The following is a 17,071-nucleotide window of genomic DNA, read 5'->3' as shown; positions in this document are numbered from 1 at the left end:
TCATAGGGTTTCCTCGCCGTCTTCTTCTTGCAGGGCGTGCAGTTGCAGCGCGTTCTGGCTCAAGGCCCCACGCACGGCCTGCTCTTGTTGCAGCAGGCGTTGGGCTTCGGCGCGCTGTGCAGGCGGCAATTGGCTTTCCAGTTGTTGCGCCAGTTCGTTGGCCTGCGGTGTGTCCTGGACCTTCGCCAGTTGGCTGAAGACGTAGGCGTTGACTGGGTTGGGCTGGGTGCCGCGGCCCTGGGAGAACAACTGGGCAATGGCGAAGTCGGCGCTGTTCTGGCCGTTGCGCGCGGCGGTCAGCAGGTGGTCCAGGGCCTTTTGTGGGTAGACCTGGCCCAGGTAGCCACGGCGGTAGATCTGGCCGAGGTAATAGTCGGCAGCCACTTCGCGGCCCACGGCTTTCTGGAAGTGTGCTTCGGCGACCTTGGCGTCGGCCGGCACCCATTTGCCTTCGTAGTAGAGCTTGCCCAGCAGCAGTTCGGCGCGGGGCTGGTCGGCGGCGCGGCCGTTGTCCAGGTACTGCATCATCTGGTCGACGTCACCCAGTTCGGGGAAGTCGTAGAGCAGTTGGGCCAGGCTGACCCAGGACGCCGGGTAACCCGGAGCGACCTGTTCCAGCAGGGCCTGGGCGGTTTTTTCATCCGGCTTGCCGAGGCTGGCATCGCCCAGCACCCGGGCCACGCTGTCGACGCGCTGGGCGCTGACCGTGCCACGGCTGTAGCCGGCCTGCAGCTGCTTGAGCAGCTCGGCCTGTTGCTCCGGCTGGCCGCGTTTTTGATAAACGGTGGCCAGTTCCACGTAGCAGATGTCGGTGCTGTTGAGCGCGGCCTTGCAGATGCTTTCCACCTCGGCCAGGTGCTGGTCGTAGGTGCCTTGGGTGCGGTACAGCAGCACCTGGGCCAGGCCGGCTTCCGGGTAACCGGCGCTGCGCCATTGGCTGATCTGCCGCTGGGCGTCGACGTTGGGGAAGCTGTGGGGGTATTGCAGGTACAGCATCGCCAGGGGAATCAGGGTGTTGCCTTCACCGTTGGCAAAGGCTTTTTTCAACAGGCCTTCGGCTTCGTGCTGCTCGGCCTCGGTGGAACCGGGCTTGGCCACCAACAGGCGGCCCAGGCGTGCCTGGGCCCGGGGCGACACATCGGCTGCGGCGCGATAGGTGGCCTCGGCCTGCTTGATCTGCGCCGGGTCGCGGCTTTCCACCTGGATGTCGGCCAGGCCCACTTGCGCCTCGCTGTAGCCCAGGTCCGCGAGTTGCCGGTAGTTCTGCTGGGCCAGGGCGGTGTCGCCGCGCTTCAGGGCTTCGTTGGCCAGGCGCTGGTCCGGCAGGCCGGCGCAACCGGCCAGGGCCAGGGCGGCGACCAAGGGCAACACCGAACCCTGTAGCCGCTGCCGCAGGCTGCGATCGAGCGCGCAGCGCTCGTGCTGGTTTTCGGGGGGCATCGAGCTGGCCGGGTTGCGTCCGCTGCGCGGCCGGGCGCAGCCTGCGGCAGCGGCTACAGAGAGCTGGGTAGGCACTGTCATGGTTACAGACCCGCGGCCATGGCTTTGTCGATCAGCCAGTTCATCGACGGGCCGCGGTCGCTGCTGACTTCCACCGGGCGACCGGCGAAGGCGCTGCTCAGAGGCGCGTCGGGCTTGATCTGCACGCGGATGTCGGAGGACAGGTCATCGCTGTTGAGGCTGGTGCTGCTGACGATGGTGCCGGTGCGCATTTCATCCTCGCCGGCGATCTGGAAGTTGACCTGGGTGCCCGGGCGCACGTCGCCGAACTGGCGATAGGAGAAGCGTGCCTCGACGTTGGCCTGGCTGTTGCGGGGCACCAGTTGGAAGATCACGTCGCCCTTGCTCGCGTACTGACCGTCGGCCACCCGTTGCTGGGCCACGGTGCAGTCGCAGGGGGAGGTCAGGGTGCCGGTCATCTGCTTGCCGAACAGTTCCTCGACCTTGGCCGGTTGCAGCTGGTTTTCGTCCAGGTGGCCCTTGAGCACGTCGAGCATGCTGGTGCTGAAGCTGGCCAGGGGCGCGCCCTTGGCCACGGCGCCATCGATCTGCACCAGGCTTTGCACGGTGCCATCGCGGGGCATGGTGACGTTCATCCCCGGGACGCTGACCAGGCCGGCCTGGGCGTGGCTGACGAAGTACATGCCGTACACCGACTTGAGCACGAAGCCGAAGGCGGCCAGGCCCACCACGAAGATCCCGGCGCTGAAGGTCACGGCCCGCAGGCGGCCCATGGCGCTCATGCCGCTGCCGCTGTCCTTGACCTTGCGCGCCTTGGTGAAGTTGTCGCGCTGCAGGGTGGCGAGCACGTCGCCCATGCTGACGATGTCGCCGGCCAGGTGCGAGGTGATCAGGTGGCGCAGGGTGGAGATGTCCTGGGGCTCCAGGTTCTGGAACTGGCAACCGACGCGGCCGCTCTGGCGATCGAAGGAGCGGATCTGCAGCTCCACATCCATGGCCAGGCCGAGGTTGTCGATGACAAATTGCAGGCGGCCCTTATGCACGGCACCCACGGTCAGCATCTGCTGCCCGGCGTTGAAGCTCAGGCCGCCGGCGGAGAGATCGTGGACCCGCACTTCCAGCGGCTTGGCCTCGTTGCCGAAGAAGCGCAGCTTGGCCGGGATCTTGACCCGGGCGTGCTGGCGTTGGGCTTCGGATTCATGCACTACGTTGACGTTCACGGCGGTGTTCATAGAGTCGATTTCCTAGTTAATTCAGGCAAGTCGGGTCAGACCATCAGCAGCAGCACGGCGACGAATACGCTGCCGGCGGAGAAGGTCATGGTTCGAGACGACCAGGTGTTGAACCAACGTTGAAAGCTGGCGAGATCACGGGTCAGTTTGGTGTCCTGGCGGGTCCAGGATTGCTGGTCGAGGCGGAAGAACACGTAGATCTTCACCAGCGCGCCGACGATCTGGTTGTAATAGAGAATCAAGGGGTAGGCCGGGCCGATGTGGTGCCCCGAGCAGGACAGCAGCAGGGTCAGGATCAGCCGGGTGATGCCGATCCACAGCAGGTAGGCCAGGAGGAAGGCGGTGCCGTACTTGACGCTGGCGATGATGGCCACGGTCAGGCCCAGCAGCGAGGTCCACATCGACACGCGCTGGTCGAACAGCACCACGCTGGTGAACAGTCCCAGGCGCTTGATCCCCAGGCCCAGGGCCCGGGCGTTCTGCCGCAGGTTGTTGCCGTACCAGCGGAACATCAGTTTGCGGCTGGCCTTGATGAAGCTCTTTTCCGGCGGGTGTTCCACAGTGTTGATCGCCGCGTCGGGCACGTAGAAGGTGTCGTAGCCCAGGCGCATCAGGCTGTACCAGCTGGACTTGTCGTCGCCGGTGAGGAATTTGAAGCGGCCCAGGCGCCAGTGTTGCAGGGAGTCGCTTTCGACGTCGGCGATGAAGTCCGGGTCGGTGACCACGCTGGCGCGGAACACCGACATGCGCCCGGTCATGGTCAGCACGCGCTTGGACAGGGCCATGGAGCACATGTTGATGTGGCGCTGGGCGAAGCGCAGCTTGTGCCATTCGCTCATGACGTAGCCGCCGCGCACTTCGCAGAATTCGTTGGTGGTCAGGCCGCCGACATTGCCGAACAGCTGGAACCAGGGCACGGTCTTGCGCACCACGCCTTCGCCGAGCACGGTGTCGCCGTCGATCACCGCCACCACGGCCCGGCTGTCCGGCAGGTGGCGGGAGATGGCGCGGAAACCGAAGGCCAGGCCGTCACGCTTGCCGGTGCCGGGGATGCGCACGAAGTCCAGCTTGACCCGCTCCGGCGGGTTCATCCGCGCCCACAGGCTTTTCACCAGCAGCTCGTCGGACATCTCCACGATCGAGCAGACCACGGTGGTGGGGAAGCCGCAGTCGATGGCTTCGCGGATCACCGAGCCGTAGACCTGGGCGGTGGTCAGCGCGTCGATGCGAAAGCTGGTGACCATCAGGAATACGTGGGACGGGTCGGCCGCGCTGCCGAGCTTGCGCACCTTGCGCCGCAGGTGCGGGTAGACCACGTAGAGAAACAGCATGCCGCGCACGAAGTGCGTGGCTCCCATGGAGTAGCGCCAGATGCCCACGGCGCCAATCAGGAAAATGAAGTCCTTGGATTGCGAGTCGAAGGTCGAGGCGGGCAGGAGCAAGGCCATGCCCATCAGCAAACTCGAGTAAAACAGCCAACCGGCGGCCTGAAGCAGGCCGTGCTTTAGCCTGTGCATAATCTGCATCCTAAAATCAGTTGCAAGCTCCAAGCCGCAAGTTCCAAGCGTGGAGCTCTTGCTTACGGCTTGAAGCTTGAAGCTTGCCGCTGCTTTACCAGCAGATGCCTTCGGTACGGCCCTTGCTGCTGGTGGCCTTGGCCATGAAGCCCACCAGGTCTATGACCTGCTTGCCGTCAGGCACGTGTTCGGCCAGGGCGCGGAACTTCTCGTCGCGGTTGCCGAGGATGATCAGGTCGGAGTTGCCGATCACCGCGTCGAAGTCCGAGTTGAGCAGGGACGAGACGTGGGGGATCTTCGACTCGATGTAGTCCTTGTTGGCGCCGTGGACCCGGGCGTACTCGACGTTGCTGTCGTAGATGCTCAGGTCGAAGCCCTTGCCGATGAGCATTTCCGCCAGCTCCACCAGCGGGCTCTCGCGCAGGTCGTCGGTGCCGGCCTTGAAGCTCAGGCCGAGCAGGGCGACCTTGCGCTTGTCGTGGCTGGAAACGATGTCGAAGGCGTTCTGCACCTGGGATTCGTTGCTGCGCATCAGCGAGTTGAGCAGCGGCGCCTCGATGTCCAGGGAGCTGGCGCGGTAGGTCAGGGCGCGCACGTCCTTGGGCAGGCAGGAGCCACCGAAGGCGAAGCCCGGGCGCATGTAGTACTGGGACAGGTTGAGGGTCTTGTCCTGGCAGACCACGTCCATCACTTCGCGGCCGTCGACGCCCACCGCCTTGGCGATGTTGCCGATCTCGTTGGCGAAGGTGACCTTGGTCGCGTGCCAGACGTTGCAGGTGTACTTGATCATCTCGGCGACTTCGATGTCCTTGCGGATGATCGGTGCGTCGAGTTCTTCGTACAGCGCTTGCAGCACATCGCCGGAGGCCTGGTCGAACTGGCCGATCACGGTCATGGGCGGGAAGTCGTAGTCCTTGATCGCGGTGCTTTCACGCAGGAATTCCGGGTTCACCGCGACGCCGAAATCCACCCCGGCCTTCTTGCCCGAGCAGTCTTCGAGAATCGGGATCACCACGTTCTTCACCGTCCCCGGCAGCACCGTGCTGCGCACCACGATGGTGTGGCGGGTGGCCTTGTCGCGCAGGACGAAACCGATCTCGCGGCACACCGATTCGATGTAATCCAGTTCCAGGTCGCCGTTCTTCTTGCTCGGGGTGCCGACGCAGATCATCGACAGGTCGGTATCGCGGATGGCTTCGGCGAAGTTGGTGGTGCCGCGCAGACGAGCGGTCTGGATACCTTGCGCCAGAAGTTCACCCAGACCCGGTTCAACGATCGGCGATTTACCGGCGTTGATCAGGTCGATCTTCTCTTTCGAAATATCTACGCCAACCACTTCGTGGCCCCGTGCGGACAGGCAACCGGCACAGACTGCACCGACGTAACCCAAACCAAATATGCTGATGCGCATCGCATTTACCTCTGTGTTATTCACGCCATTAGATGGCCGGAGTTAATGTTTGCCAGCTGTTTTTGCGCACTCGGAAGTACAACGAAGTACGTTGTAGGGCCGCGTGCAGGCAGACTAAGTTCCGAGTGTCTAAATAAGTGCACTCAAGTTGTGCGCAACCGATCCTTGTTGTTCTGATTTGCCCTTGAATGTTGCCGGCGGCTCCTGCTGCAGGGTTCGCGAGAAAAACCATCCGCTATCCTTGGGATGGCTGAAGGCCACGTAATACGGGCTTTTCAGTTGGTTCTCGCGGCCCTTGAAGGCCAGCTGTTCCTTGGCTCGTTAGGGGATAGTTGTGCTGCCTTATCTCCTGTTGTTTACCTTTTAGTTCAAGTTTGTGACTCATTGGTCAAAGGGGGACGCAACTTGATTAGTTTCAGCTGAGTCCGTGTAAGTCATCTCTTACAAGCTCGTTGAGAATCGTTACCGGTGGTATGAGCGGTGTCCGCGGGCATAGTTCCGGCCCGCTCATCCTGTTTTGCGAAATTTCTTGAAATATTGAGAAAGATGGCACTGCTTTCAAACTGATAGCACTTAAGGTTTGGGCCTTTAGTTGTGGGGAGTTGAACTGCGTAGATAGTTTTGTGCCACTACCGAATAAAAAAAGTGGTGCCACTACTGAAAAAATTCAGCGCTGTCGAGTGAAATAAAAGTTATGCAAAACGCGGAAAGTTCTGTCGCGCCAAAAAAATGGCTTATCGAAGGCGGGGAATGTGCGGGTGATCACATTCTGGCGCGCTCGCCAGGTGGTAACGAGCGCGGCAGGGGAACGCTTTATTCCGGTGCGTGGTCGCGCAGGAACACCAGGTTGTCGGCTTTGGATTGCTCCGCGCTGAAGCGGTAGCCCTGGACGTCGAATTGCTTGAGCTGGGCGGGGTCGTTGATGCGTTCCTGGATGACGAAACGGCTCATCAGGCCCCGGGCCTTCTTGGCATAGAAGCTGATGATCTTGTACTGGCCGTTCTTCAGGTCCTTGAACTCGGTGTTGATGATCCGCGCGTTCAGGGCGGTGCGCTTGACCGCCGAGAAGTACTCGTTGGAGGCCAGGTTCAGCAGCAGGTCGTCGCCCTGATCGGCCAGGGCCTCGTTCAGCCATTCACTGATGCGGGTGCCCCAGAAGGCGTACAGGTCCTTGCCCCGGGCGTTGGCCAGCTTGGTGCCCATTTCCAGGCGGTAGGGCTGCATCAGGTCCAGGGGGCGCAGCAGGCCGTAGAGGCCGGAGAGCATGCGCAGGTGCTGCTGGGCGTAGTCGAAGTCCGCTTCGCTCAAGGATTCGGCATTGAGCCCGGTGTAGACGTCGCCCTTGAACGCCAGCAGCGCCTGCTTGGCGTTGTCCGGGGTGAAGGCCGGGGTCCAGCTGCCGAAACGCGCGGCGTTGAGCCCGCCGATCTTGTCGGACACGTGCATCAGTTCGCTGATCTGCGCCGGGCTCAGTTCCCGCAGTTGCTGGATCAGTTCCTGGGAGTGGTCGAGGTATTGCGGCTGGGTAAAGCGCTGGGTGACCGGCGGTGTTTCGTAATCGAGGGTCTTGGCGGGTGAAATCACCATCAGCATGGGGTCGTCTCCTTTAAGCGTCGGGGGATTCTAGGGGCTCGGGCGCCGGGACTCCACCTATGATGGCGATAGCCATGACCGCTGATCGCGGTTCGCCGGCAAGCCGGCTCCTACATAGCCCTGTAGGAGCCGGCTTGCCGGCGAAGGGGCCCTGATTCCTGGCCCAGATCGGCTATAGTGCCGCGCGGGTTTTGTTCTGGAGGCATCCCTTTTGCGTATCGCGTTTCTCTTCTCGGCCTGGCTACTGAGTGTCAGCGTGCTGGCGGCGCCCAATGATCCGGCGACCCTGGATCGCAGCACCTGGCCGGAAAAGCTCGACAATCCGACCCTGTTCGACGTCGCCTCGCGGGCCGAGATCCTGACCTTTGCCCGTGCCCTGCTGGTCAGCGAGGCCTGGGACGAGGCCTCGCTCAAGCAGCGCCTGGGCTTGCGCATGATCAACATGGGGGCGATCAACGAGCTGCGCGAGCATCTGTGGGCGCGCCTGCTGGAGAACTACGACTTCGCCCAGCAAAGCTGCGATCAGGACGCTTCGTTCTGTTTCCTGGTGGAAAACATGCAGCAGTTGCGCAAGCAGGCCGGCAAGTTCCAGCTCGGCGAGGATTCCTATTACGCCCGCTGGGGCGAACCCAGCCGCAGCTTTCACGAGCAGTACCTGGATGAGTTGCTGCGCAAGGCGGCGCTGTCACCGCAGACCAGCAGCGAGGTGCTGCGTTTCGGCGATTACGAGCGCAATGGCGACGAACTCAATGACCGGCTGTTTCTGCTGACCTTCGACAGCGCCGCCAACCTGGCGCCGGACAATACGCCCTGGCTCACCAACTACCTGCGCAAGGCCAACCTCAGCGGGACGTTCTTCGTCCTCGGCAACGACATCCAGAACCGCCTCGACAAGGCTTCGGTGGCCAGCCTGCAGTCGCTGTATTCCCGGCAGTGCGTCGGGGTCCAGGGCTGGGAGTTCCGCTCCCACAGCCATTGGCAGGACTGGCAGTACTCGATCCAGCGCAGCGCCGACCTGGTGAAGAGCAAGCTGCCGGAAAACTACGTGCCGCTGTTCCGCCCGCCTCTTGGCCAGCGCCGCGCCGACGCCGAGGGTTTCTTCAATGCCCAGGGCATGCAGGTGGCGTTGTGGGACATCGACGCCCAGGATGGCGCCGGCAAGCTCAAGGCCGAGGACAGTGGCCAGCGGGTGCTGACCCTGATGCTGTTGTGGCGGCGCGGGGTGATTGCCTTCAATGCCAAGCAGGACGGGGTCAAGACCAGCCTGCCCTGGTTGCTGGCGCAGACCGCGCAGAGCGGGATTGGCTGGGAGGATTGTCAGGACGCGTTCCGCTGAAACGGCCAAGTGCCCGGAAACACGGGGCGTGGGCGCAAAAGGGGGCGGATTTCAGCGGGGTTTCGAGGCAGGCGGACTTCCGACTTTAACGGTGAGCGGGCAGTGCGCCAAGGGCTTTTCGTCACTCTGAAAAATAAACATCAAAAAAGCGTCAAAGTGCGTTTTCCTGTCACGGTTTTTGGAGTATTACGAACTCAGACCGCCGAAACCTGCGACACAGGTGGCGTCTTCCAAGACTCCTCGTGTGCAGCTCACCTGACCCCCCCTGCGGGTGAATTCGGTGGTCATTCGAGGCGCGATACCCCATGGTATTGCGTCGACTGGCTCCCACATAAGGTGACCGAGTATGGATGACCACGGACGTAGCTCTTCTTCCAACCAGCCAATCCTTTATGTACTCGATACCAATGTATTGATTCACGATCCCAACGCCTTACTGAATTTCGAAGAACACCACGTCGCCATTCCCATGACCGTCCTCGAAGAGCTAGACAAGCTCAAGAGCGGACACCATAGCGTTGCCGCGGAATGCCGCCAGGCGATCCGCCTGATCGACAAGACCCTGGGCGAGGCTTCGCCCGAGGATGTCGAGCTGGGCGTGCCGATCCAGCGTGGCAAGAGCGGGCCCAAGGGCTTGCTGTCGATCCTCATGAGCAAGCGCAACGAGCCCAACAGCCTGTTGCCGGAGAACCTCAACGACAACATCATCATCAACCAGTTGATCGACCTGCACGCGCGCAACAAGGACCTGCCCGTGGTGCTGGTGACCAAAGACATCAACATGCGCCTCAAGGCGCGGGCCTGCGGGATCGCCGCCGAGGACTACAGCACCGACCAGCTGGTGGACGACGTGTCCCTGCTGCCCAATGGTTTCCACAACATGAGCGGCTCGTTCTGGGACCGCGTAAGCAAGGTGGAAACCCGTCAGGATCACGGCCGTACCTGGCACCAGGTGCAGCTGATCGACAACCTGCCGGCGGTGCATATCAATGAATTCATCATCGACGAACAGGGCTTTGTCGGCTGGATCAAGGAAATCCGCGCCGATGTGCTGCTGATCCTCGACCTGCATCAGGAACCCCTGTTGCACCAGGAAGCCTGGGGCCTGAAACCGCGTGACATCTATCAGGGCCTGGCGCTGTACGCGCTGCTCGACCCGGACATCCACCTGGTCAACCTGTCCGGCGCCGCCGGTTCCGGCAAGACCATCCTGGCCCTGGCCGCGGCCATCGAGCAGACCATGGTCAGCAAGCGCTACCGGCGCATCATCGCCACCCGCAGCGTGCAGGGGCTGGACCAGGAGATCGGCTTCCTGCCGGGCACCGAGGCGGAGAAAATGGAACCCTGGCTGGGCGCCATCACCGACAACCTCGAAGCCCTGCACATGGATGACGAGAACACCCACGGCAGCGTCGACTACATCCTCAGCAAGGTGCCGTTGCAGTTCAAATCCCTGAACTACATCCGCGGTCGCAGCTTCCAGCAGAGCCTGATCCTGATCGACGAATGCCAGAACCTCACCCCGCACCAGATGAAAACCATCATCACCCGTGCCGGCGCCGGTTCCAAAGTGGTGTGCCTGGGCAACCTGGCACAGATCGATACCCCTTACCTGTCGGCCACCAGCTCGGGCCTGACCTACCTCACCGAACGCTTCAAGGACTTCCCCAACGGCGTGCACATCACCCTGCAAGGGGTGCCGCGCTCGATCCTGGCGGAGTACGCGGAGAGCCATCTGTAACGGCAATGCCTTCCAGCACGGGCGGCCTTCGGGTCGCCCGTTTTGCATCCAGGCCCCGGCCCCGGGTTATCCTGCGCTCCCGCCGCCGAGCGTTCCCCAGTTGGAAAACACCGGATGACCCGCGTTTCCCTGCGCAATATCGACCTGAATCTGTTGGTAATCCTCGATGCCTTGCTGACGGAAAAGCATGTGACCCGCACCGGCGAGCGCCTGCACCTGAGCCAGCCGGCCATCAGCCATTCCCTGGGCAAGCTGCGGGTGCTGCTGGATGATCCGCTGCTGATCCGCCAGGGCAACGAGGTGCTGCTCAGCCCGCTGGCCCGTAGCCTGCAGGCGCCCCTCAAGGAAGTTCTCAGCCAGATCGAGACCTTGCTCGGCAAATCCCTGGACTTCGACCCGGCCACCTCGCAGCGGATCTTTCATTTGGCGATGTCGGATTACGCGGCGGCCATCGTCCTTCCCCGGCTGCTGGTGCGCTTGCGCGGTGAGGCGCCGTTGATGCGCCTGGTGGTGACCCAGGGCAGCCGCCACGAGATGTCCGAGCAGATTGCCCAGGGCCAGATCGACCTGGCCCTGGGAGTGTTTCCCAGCCTCGGCGCAGAGATCGCCAAGGAGGTGCTGTTTGAAGAGACCTTCTCTTGCCTGGTGGATGGCAGCACCTTGGGCGTGGAGCAAAACCTGGATTTGAACACCTACCTGGCGCGTCCCCATTTGCAGGTGTCGATGGACGGTTGCTTCAACGGTGAGGTCGATCAGCGCCTGGCCGACGAAGGCCTGGAGCGCCAGATTGCGGTCAGCGTGCCCCATTGGGGGGCCGCGCCGAACATGATCCGTGGCACCGACCTGATCCTCACCGTGGCCAGCCGCACCCTGGACGAGATCCCGCTGCCGCAGGGACTGCTGCGCTTGGCCCCGCCGCTGAACATTGCGCCCTTCAAGTTCGTGCAGATCTGGCATTCGCGTTTCAGTGATGACCTGGCGCATCGCTGGTTGCGCGAGCAGGTCAGGCTGGCCAGCGCAGCCAAGGACTGAGGCGACAGCTCAGCCACGGATGGTAATGACGAAACCGCCGATCACCACCAGCACGCCGATCAGCTTCTGCAGGCTGATGTCCTTGCGTGGCAGACCCACCAGCCCGAAGTAGTCGATGATCAGCGAGATCAGCAACTGGCCGATGATCACCACCATGATGAAGTTCAGCGCCCCCAGGCGCGGCGCCATCAACAGCGCGACGGTGATGTACAGCACCCCGGCCAGGCCGCCCATCCAGATCCACCAGGGACCTTGCAGGGCGGCCATGAGATTGGGCTTGGGCACCTTGATGAACAGCAGCAGGACCCCCAGCACCAGCAGGCTGACCAGCAGCGAAACACCGGTGGCCCACAGTGGATGCCCGAGCAGGGTGCCCAGGCGGGCGTTGGTCCCGGCCTGGAGGGGCACGGCGAAACCGGCGAGCAGGCTGAGCAGGATCGAAACGAACAAGGCCATGAAGCGACTTCCTTTTTTGGATGTTGGCGCTGTTGTACGGTTATCCAGCGCCGGGCTCCAATTCGTTGTTCTGATGCGCCCTATTCGTCGGGCTGATTGCCGTTTGGCGCAGGCAGATGCCCCGTGCGAAAAATTGACCCGCGGGTTTACAATCGGCCCACCTGATCAGGAGTAACGCCGTGCTGACTCATCTCGATTCCCAGGGGCGCGCCAATATGGTCGACGTCACCGACAAGGCCGTGACTTTTCGCGAGGCGGCGGCCGAAGCCCGGGTGCGCATGCTCCCGCAAACCCTGCAGATGATCGTCAGTGGCGGTCACCCCAAGGGCGATGTATTTGCCGTGGCGCGCATCGCCGGGATTCAGGCCGCGAAGAAGACCAGCGAGCTGATCCCCCTGTGCCATCCGTTGATGCTGACCAGCGTCAAGGTCGAGCTCAGTGCCGAGGGCGAAGACAGCGTACACATCGTGGCCCGTTGCAAGCTGTCGGGGCAGACCGGGGTGGAGATGGAGGCGTTGACCGCCGCCAGCGTCGCCGCGCTGACGATCTATGACATGTGCAAGGCCGTGGACCGCGGCATGATCATCGAAGGCGTGCGGGTGCTGGAGAAGACCGGCGGCAAGAGCGGCCATTACCGGGTGGCTGACGCATGAAGATCTCGGTGAAGTTCTTTGCCCGCTACCGTGAGGCCCTGAAGCTCGATGGCGTGCTTGTCGAGGGCGACTTTGCCTGTGTCGACGATGTGCGCCAGGCGCTGCTGTCCCGTGACGGGGCCGCCGTGCTCGCCGAGCAGAACCTGATGTGCGCCCGCAACGAAGAGCTGTGCCAGTTGGACGAACCCCTGGCGGACGGCGATGAAGTGGCGTTCTTTCCCACCGTGACCGGAGGCTGAGATGGCGATCCGTGTGCAAGCCGCGGCCTTCGATCCCGGCGCCGAAGTCAACGCCATGCACGCCGCCAATACCGGGGTGGGCGCGGTGGTCAGTTTTGTCGGCTACGTGCGCGATTTCAATGACGGCCGGGACGTGCACGGCATGTTCCTGGAGCATTACCCGGGCATGACCGAAAAGGCCCTGGGCAAGATTGCGGCCGAAGCCGAGCAGCGCTGGCCGCTGTTGCAATTGCAGGTGCTGCACCGCGTCGGCGCCCTGGAACCGGGCGAGCCGATTGTCTTCGTCGGCGCGGCCAGTGCCCATCGCCAGGCGGCCTTCGATGCCTGTGCCTTTGTCATGGATTATCTGAAGACTCGCGCGCCGTTCTGGAAAAAGGAAAACACCGCCGACGGCCCGCGCTGGGTGGAAGGCCGCGACAGTGATCACGCTGCGGCCGAGCGCTGGAAAGACTGATCCCCTGATGCCTGGCGGCGGGGCCGGATCCCGCCGCAATCCTGCTTGCAATCGACTGCGACTGTTCCCGCCGACCGCTGGGGATAAGTCGCTGCGCGCGCCGTTGACGATATGTACGTAAAAGTCCAGTATGGAATTACAAGTACAAATACAGCGTCTCCCGTTTCACCCCTTCCTTCTGTCTTGCCAAACCAACAACAACCCGCGAGAGAACGAACATGAAAAAATTCCCCCTCATCAGTGGCCTGGCCTTGAGCCTGTTGGCGTGCAGCAGCCTGATGGCTGCCGAGAAAACCCTGCGCCTGGGCATCGAGGCGGCTTATCCGCCGTTCGCCTTCAAGACCGCCGACGGCAAGATCGGCGGTTTTGACTACGACATCGGCAATGCCCTGTGCGCGCAGATGCAGGTCAAGTGCGAGTGGATCGAGGGCGAGTTCGACGGCCTGATTCCCTCGTTGAAGGTGAAGAAGATCGACGCCGCGCTGTCCTCCATGACCATCACCGCTGAACGCCGCAAATCGGTGGATTTCACCCACAAGTACTACTTCACCTCGTCGCGCCTGGTGATGAAGAAGGGCGCGGTGGTGGATGACCAGTACACCAGTCTCAAGGGCAAGACCGTGGGCGTGCAGCGTTCCACCACCACCGATCGTTTCGCCACCGAGGTCTTCGAGCCCAAGGGCATCAAGGTGGTGCGCTACAGCAACAACGAAGAGATCTACATGGACCTGGCGGCCGGGCGCCTGGACGCGATCTTCGCCGACACCATTCCCCTGGACGATTTCCTGTCGATGCCTCGCGGCGCCGACTACGCCTTTGTCGGGCCCGAGTTGAAGGATCCGAAGTACGTCGGCGAGGGCGCGGGAATCGCGGTGCGCAAGGGCAACAGTGAACTGGTGGGCGAGTTGAACAAGGCCATCGATGAGATTCGCGCCAAGGGCGAATATCAGAAGATCCAGGCCAAGTACTTCAAGTCGGATATTTATGGGGATTGAGACATTGCGGTGTTCTTGAGGACGCCTTCGCGAGCGAGCTCGCTCCTACAGGTGTTGTGCAATTGCGTGTAGGAGCGGGCTTGCTCGCGAACCTTTACTGTCCCTTCAATTCCTTCAGGTGCTTGTACACCGTGGCCCGGCCCATGTTCAGCACGTTGGCCACGTAGTTGGAGGCGCTCTTGCCCTTGAAGGCGCCCTCGGCGTGCAGCGCCAGCACCAGCTCACGCTTGTGGTCGCGGGTCAGCAGGTTCAGCCCCAGCTGGCGTTCGCGCAGCCAGTTGTGCAGGAAGGTGTTGATGCGTTCCTGCCAGTCGTCGCGAAACAGCGAGTCGGGCTGGGGAATCAGTTTGCTCGGCGAGAGGAACAGGTCCAGCGCCGCCTTGGCGTTTTCCAGCAGCGAGATGTTCAGGTTGATGCACAGCACGGCCATTGGCTGGCCGTGGCTGTCGCGCAGCACGCTGCTGAGGCTGCGGATCTTCTGCCCGTCCCAGTTGAGCTTTTCATAGGGGCCGATATTGCGCTCCTCGCTGTCGCCACTGAGCAGGTCTTCCAGGGCCGCATCGTCGCCCACTTCGCGCTTGGACAGGTTGTTGGCGATGTAGTCGATCTTCTGCGTGCGCAGGTCGTGGAGCACCACCTCGGCGTGAGGGAAGAACAGCGTGGCAATGGCATCGGCAATCGCCCGGAAGTTGTCCAGGGCAGGGTCCTTTGCGGGTGAGGTCATGGGTCGTACTCCAGGCGGCATCGGCGCCCGCCGTTGGCGGGCGCTGGGAGTGTGCCGCAATCGTTCGGGCGCGTCATCTTGAGGGCCTTCAGCCGAGGCGGGCAGGGGACAGCATGGCGGGCGTGAGGCCGAAGCGGGTCAGCTGTTCCGGCAGCGGCTGGCCCCGCACCAGGGCGGCGCTGGCCTGGCCCATGGCCGGGGAGGTCTGGATGCCGTAGCCGCCTTGCCCGGCGACCCAGAACAGCCCGGGCACCTGTGGATCAAAACCGGCCAGCAGGTCGCCGTCGCTGACAAAGCTGCGCAGGCCGGCCCAGGTCCGGGTTGGACGTCGGATGCTCAGGGTGGTGGCTTCTTCGATCTGGTAGATGCCCAGGGCAATGTCCAGTTCCTCGGGCTGCACATCGTGGGGCTCGACCGGGTCGGCGTTGGCCGGCGAGCCGAGGAACATGCCGGCGTCGGGCTTCATGTAGAAGGATTCGTCCAGGCTGACCAGCATCGGCCACTGGTGAATATCGAGCCCTTCCGGGCCGGCGAAAATGAACGCCGCGCGGCGCTTGGGTTGCAGGCCCAGGCAGCGCGCGCCGGCCATGGCGCCGATCTGGTCGGCCCAGGCGCCGGCGGCGTTGATCAGCAGGGGGGCGCTGAAGGTCTGGCCGCTGGTTTGGACCTGCCACAGCCCTTGTTCATCACGGCGCAACCCCAGCACTTCATGGTCGGTATGGACCTGGCCCTGATGGCGGCGAATGCCCCGCAGGTAGCCTTGGTGCAGGGCGTCGGTGTCGATGTCGCTGGCAGTGGGGTCGTAGAGGGCCCCGTGGACCTTTTCGCGGCGCAGGATCGGCAGGCGGGCGCAGGCTTCGTCGGCACTGAGCAGTTGCATCTCCGGCACCGTGGCTTTGGCGCTCAGGTACTGGTTGTTCAGTTCGGCCGGGTCACCGTTGAAGTCCACGGTCATTTCGCCCCGTGGCGTCAGCAGTGGGTGTTCGCAGAAACCCTCTGGCGGGTGGTCGAAAAAGTCCCGGCTGGCCAGGGTCAGGGCACGCACCTGGGCAGTGCCATAGGCAGCGGTGTAGAGCGCGGCGGAGCGGCCGGTGGAGTGGTAGGCCGGGTGCGACTCGCGTTCCAGCACGATGACCCGGCCGTGGCGCGACAGCCAGTAACCGGTGGAGGCCCCGGCGATACCGCCGCCGATGATGATGAAGTCTGCCTGGGTCATTGATAACTCCGGAAAAGATGCAGGTGACGGGGGCTTAGGGCTGGCGTTGCAAGTGGTACAGGGCATTGGCCAGGGCGATGTCTTCCAGGCCCAGGCCGATGGAGCGGAAGAACACGTGGCGCTCGGCATTGGGGCGCCGGGCCTGGCCGCTGAGCAGCTCCGGCAGGTCGCCGAGGATCGCCGCGCTGTCCCAGCCGTGCTGTTCGCCGGCGATCAGCATCTCGCCGGCCGAGCCCGGGGTGGTGCGCCGGTAGTCGCAGTAGACCTGCAGCTCCGGCAGGGCCGCGGGCGGCACTTCATGGGCCCGTGGTGCGTTGGTGCTGATGGAGGTGATCAGCGCCGGCTTGCCGAGGCGGCGCGGATCGATCACCGGCCCGGCGGAGGAAGTGCAAAGCATGATCACGTCGGCATCTTCGACAGCCTCTTCAAGCTGCGGGACGATTTGCAGGCGCGGATCGAGGGCCTTGAGACGCGCAAGCTCCTCGGCGGATTTGCTCGCAAGGCTTGGGGAAAAGAGGCGGATGCTCTGCCAGGGGCGCAGGTCTTTCACGTAGTGCAGGTGAGCCTGGGCCACCGCGCCGCTGCCGATGATCGTCAGGTGCCGGGCCTCGGGCGTGGCCAGTGCCTCGACGGCGACCGCCGTGGTGGCGGCGGTGCGTGCGGTGGTCAGTTCGGCGGCGTCGCACAGCAGCAGGGGCTGGCCGCTGTCCATGGACATCAGCAGGGTCCAGGCGGTGACCAGCGGGCCTTCGGCGCGGACGATGTAGGGCGAAGTCTTGACCCCGTACACCCGATCTTCAGCCAGCACCCCCAGGTAGTTGATGAAGTCGCCGGCGCCCTGGGGAAACTCCACCAGCTGCTGCGCCGGTTGCACGGCGAGTCCGGCGGCCAGGTCGCGGAACAGTTTGCGCAAAATCTGCGGGACGTCGATTTGCGCGAGCCACTGGCGGGCTTCGGGTCGGGCCATCAGGTAGGGCGTGCTGGACATGCAAGGGCTCCCATCAAATTAAA

Annotated in this window: 16 protein-coding genes; 7 read left to right on the top strand and 9 right to left on the bottom strand. The window is 63.2% G+C overall.

The genetic code is table 11. The features are described from left to right. The 5 genes from algK to yaaA form a co-directional block, all read right to left on the bottom strand. A complete protein-coding gene (algK, locus tag ACMGG8_RS29450) occupies positions 1-1,440 on the bottom strand; it encodes an alginate biosynthesis TPR repeat lipoprotein AlgK (RefSeq protein WP_414159991.1) in 1,440 nt (479 codons plus the stop codon). A gap of 83 nt (positions 1,441-1,523) precedes the next feature. Next, positions 1,524-2,693, bottom strand: a complete 1,170-nt coding sequence (locus ACMGG8_RS29445; RefSeq protein WP_060837634.1) for an alginate biosynthesis protein Alg44 — start codon at positions 2,691-2,693, stop codon at positions 1,524-1,526. Between the two features lie 35 nt (positions 2,694-2,728). After that, positions 2,729-4,210, bottom strand: a complete 1,482-nt coding sequence (gene alg8, locus ACMGG8_RS29440) for a mannuronan synthase (protein WP_375136246.1) — start codon at positions 4,208-4,210, stop codon at positions 2,729-2,731. A 94-nt stretch (positions 4,211-4,304) separates the two neighbouring features. Further along, positions 4,305-5,621: a nucleotide sugar dehydrogenase gene (locus ACMGG8_RS29435; RefSeq protein ID WP_060837636.1), complete on the bottom strand. Its 1,317-nt coding sequence runs from the start codon at positions 5,619-5,621 to the stop codon at positions 4,305-4,307. An 813-nt stretch (positions 5,622-6,434) separates the two neighbouring features. After that, positions 6,435-7,214: a peroxide stress protein YaaA gene (yaaA, locus tag ACMGG8_RS29430; protein ID WP_060837637.1), complete on the bottom strand. Its 780-nt coding sequence runs from the start codon at positions 7,212-7,214 to the stop codon at positions 6,435-6,437. A gap of 211 nt (positions 7,215-7,425) precedes the next feature. Here yaaA and ACMGG8_RS29425 point away from each other — a divergent pair, with 211 nt between their 5' ends. From ACMGG8_RS29425 to ACMGG8_RS29415, 3 genes are all read left to right on the top strand, one after another. Then, positions 7,426-8,550, top strand: coding sequence for a polysaccharide deacetylase family protein (locus ACMGG8_RS29425; RefSeq protein WP_060837638.1), 1,125 nt, complete (start codon positions 7,426-7,428; stop codon positions 8,548-8,550). 346 nt (positions 8,551-8,896) lie between these two features. Further along, positions 8,897-10,291 (top strand): PhoH family protein, encoded by a 1,395-nt coding sequence (locus tag ACMGG8_RS29420; protein WP_060837639.1) that lies wholly within the window; start codon positions 8,897-8,899, stop codon positions 10,289-10,291. A gap of 114 nt (positions 10,292-10,405) precedes the next feature. After that, on the top strand, positions 10,406-11,323 hold the full coding sequence (locus ACMGG8_RS29415; RefSeq protein WP_414158874.1) for a LysR family transcriptional regulator: 918 nt from the start codon (positions 10,406-10,408) through the stop codon (positions 11,321-11,323). Between the two features lie 9 nt (positions 11,324-11,332). Here ACMGG8_RS29415 and ACMGG8_RS29410 read toward each other — a convergent pair whose 3' ends face one another. Next, the gene (locus tag ACMGG8_RS29410; protein ID WP_102878460.1) at positions 11,333-11,779 is read right to left on the bottom strand and encodes a DMT family transporter; all 447 of its coding nucleotides are present in this window, start codon (positions 11,777-11,779) and stop codon (positions 11,333-11,335) included. 179 nt (positions 11,780-11,958) lie between these two features. Between ACMGG8_RS29410 and moaC the strand changes: the two genes are divergently transcribed. The 4 genes from moaC (at position 11,959) to ACMGG8_RS29390 (ending at position 14,120) form a co-directional block, all read left to right on the top strand. Beyond that, positions 11,959-12,432, top strand: a complete 474-nt coding sequence (moaC, locus tag ACMGG8_RS29405; protein WP_060837641.1) for a cyclic pyranopterin monophosphate synthase MoaC — start codon at positions 11,959-11,961, stop codon at positions 12,430-12,432. Further along, on the top strand, positions 12,429-12,671 hold the full coding sequence (locus tag ACMGG8_RS29400) for a MoaD/ThiS family protein (RefSeq protein WP_060837642.1): 243 nt from the start codon (positions 12,429-12,431) through the stop codon (positions 12,669-12,671). The genes moaC and ACMGG8_RS29400 overlap by 4 nt, the downstream gene beginning before the upstream one ends. 1 nt (position 12,672) lies before the next feature. Further along, positions 12,673-13,125, top strand: coding sequence for a molybdopterin synthase catalytic subunit MoaE (moaE, locus tag ACMGG8_RS29395; RefSeq protein WP_414158873.1), 453 nt, complete (start codon positions 12,673-12,675; stop codon positions 13,123-13,125). Positions 13,126-13,343: 218 nt separating this feature from the next. Next, a complete protein-coding gene (locus ACMGG8_RS29390; protein ID WP_108544380.1) occupies positions 13,344-14,120 on the top strand; it encodes an ABC transporter substrate-binding protein in 777 nt (258 codons plus the stop codon). Positions 14,121-14,214: 94 nt separating this feature from the next. Here ACMGG8_RS29390 and ACMGG8_RS29385 read toward each other — a convergent pair whose 3' ends face one another. From ACMGG8_RS29385 to ACMGG8_RS29375, 3 genes are all read right to left on the bottom strand, one after another. Then, complete coding sequence (locus ACMGG8_RS29385; RefSeq protein ID WP_060837645.1) at positions 14,215-14,844, bottom strand: transcriptional regulator; 630 nt, start codon at positions 14,842-14,844, stop codon at positions 14,215-14,217. Positions 14,845-14,932: 88 nt separating this feature from the next. After that, positions 14,933-16,060 (bottom strand): NAD(P)/FAD-dependent oxidoreductase, encoded by a 1,128-nt coding sequence (locus tag ACMGG8_RS29380; RefSeq protein ID WP_414158872.1) that lies wholly within the window; start codon positions 16,058-16,060, stop codon positions 14,933-14,935. 34 nt (positions 16,061-16,094) lie between these two features. Beyond that, positions 16,095-17,048 (bottom strand): ornithine cyclodeaminase family protein, encoded by a 954-nt coding sequence (locus ACMGG8_RS29375; protein ID WP_060842544.1) that lies wholly within the window; start codon positions 17,046-17,048, stop codon positions 16,095-16,097. Positions 17,049-17,071 lie beyond the last annotated feature (23 nt).

Origin of the sequence: Pseudomonas sp. BNK-45 (genome assembly GCF_047456255.1) — a bacterium.
Lineage (GTDB): Bacteria > Pseudomonadota > Gammaproteobacteria > Pseudomonadales > Pseudomonadaceae > Aquipseudomonas.
The sequence above is the reverse complement of the archived record's forward strand: the minus strand, read 5'-3'. Positions and strand labels throughout refer to the sequence as shown.

What these genes read in the sequence shown, in the direction of transcription:
- algK (WP_414159991.1), bottom strand. Translation starts at nt 1,440, where the DNA reads ATGCCCCCCGAAAACCAGCACGAGCGCTGCGCGCTCGATCGCAGCCTG.
- ACMGG8_RS29445 (WP_060837634.1), bottom strand. Translation starts at nt 2,693, where the DNA reads ATGAACACCGCCGTGAACGTCAACGTAGTGCATGAATCCGAAGCCCAA.
- alg8 (WP_375136246.1), bottom strand. Translation starts at nt 4,210, where the DNA reads ATGCACAGGCTAAAGCACGGCCTGCTTCAGGCCGCCGGTTGGCTGTTT.
- ACMGG8_RS29435 (WP_060837636.1), bottom strand. Translation starts at nt 5,621, where the DNA reads ATGCGCATCAGCATATTTGGTTTGGGTTACGTCGGTGCAGTCTGTGCC.
- yaaA (WP_060837637.1), bottom strand. Translation starts at nt 7,214, where the DNA reads ATGCTGATGGTGATTTCACCCGCCAAGACCCTCGATTACGAAACACCG.
- ACMGG8_RS29420 (WP_060837639.1), top strand. Translation starts at nt 8,897, where the DNA reads ATGGATGACCACGGACGTAGCTCTTCTTCCAACCAGCCAATCCTTTAT.
- ACMGG8_RS29415 (WP_414158874.1), top strand. Translation starts at nt 10,406, where the DNA reads ATGACCCGCGTTTCCCTGCGCAATATCGACCTGAATCTGTTGGTAATC.
- ACMGG8_RS29410 (WP_102878460.1), bottom strand. Translation starts at nt 11,779, where the DNA reads ATGGCCTTGTTCGTTTCGATCCTGCTCAGCCTGCTCGCCGGTTTCGCC.
- ACMGG8_RS29400 (WP_060837642.1), top strand. Translation starts at nt 12,429, where the DNA reads ATGAAGATCTCGGTGAAGTTCTTTGCCCGCTACCGTGAGGCCCTGAAG.
- moaE (WP_414158873.1), top strand. Translation starts at nt 12,673, where the DNA reads ATGGCGATCCGTGTGCAAGCCGCGGCCTTCGATCCCGGCGCCGAAGTC.
- ACMGG8_RS29390 (WP_108544380.1), top strand. Translation starts at nt 13,344, where the DNA reads ATGAAAAAATTCCCCCTCATCAGTGGCCTGGCCTTGAGCCTGTTGGCG.
- ACMGG8_RS29385 (WP_060837645.1), bottom strand. Translation starts at nt 14,844, where the DNA reads ATGACCTCACCCGCAAAGGACCCTGCCCTGGACAACTTCCGGGCGATT.
- ACMGG8_RS29380 (WP_414158872.1), bottom strand. Translation starts at nt 16,060, where the DNA reads ATGACCCAGGCAGACTTCATCATCATCGGCGGCGGTATCGCCGGGGCC.
- ACMGG8_RS29375 (WP_060842544.1), bottom strand. Translation starts at nt 17,048, where the DNA reads ATGTCCAGCACGCCCTACCTGATGGCCCGACCCGAAGCCCGCCAGTGG.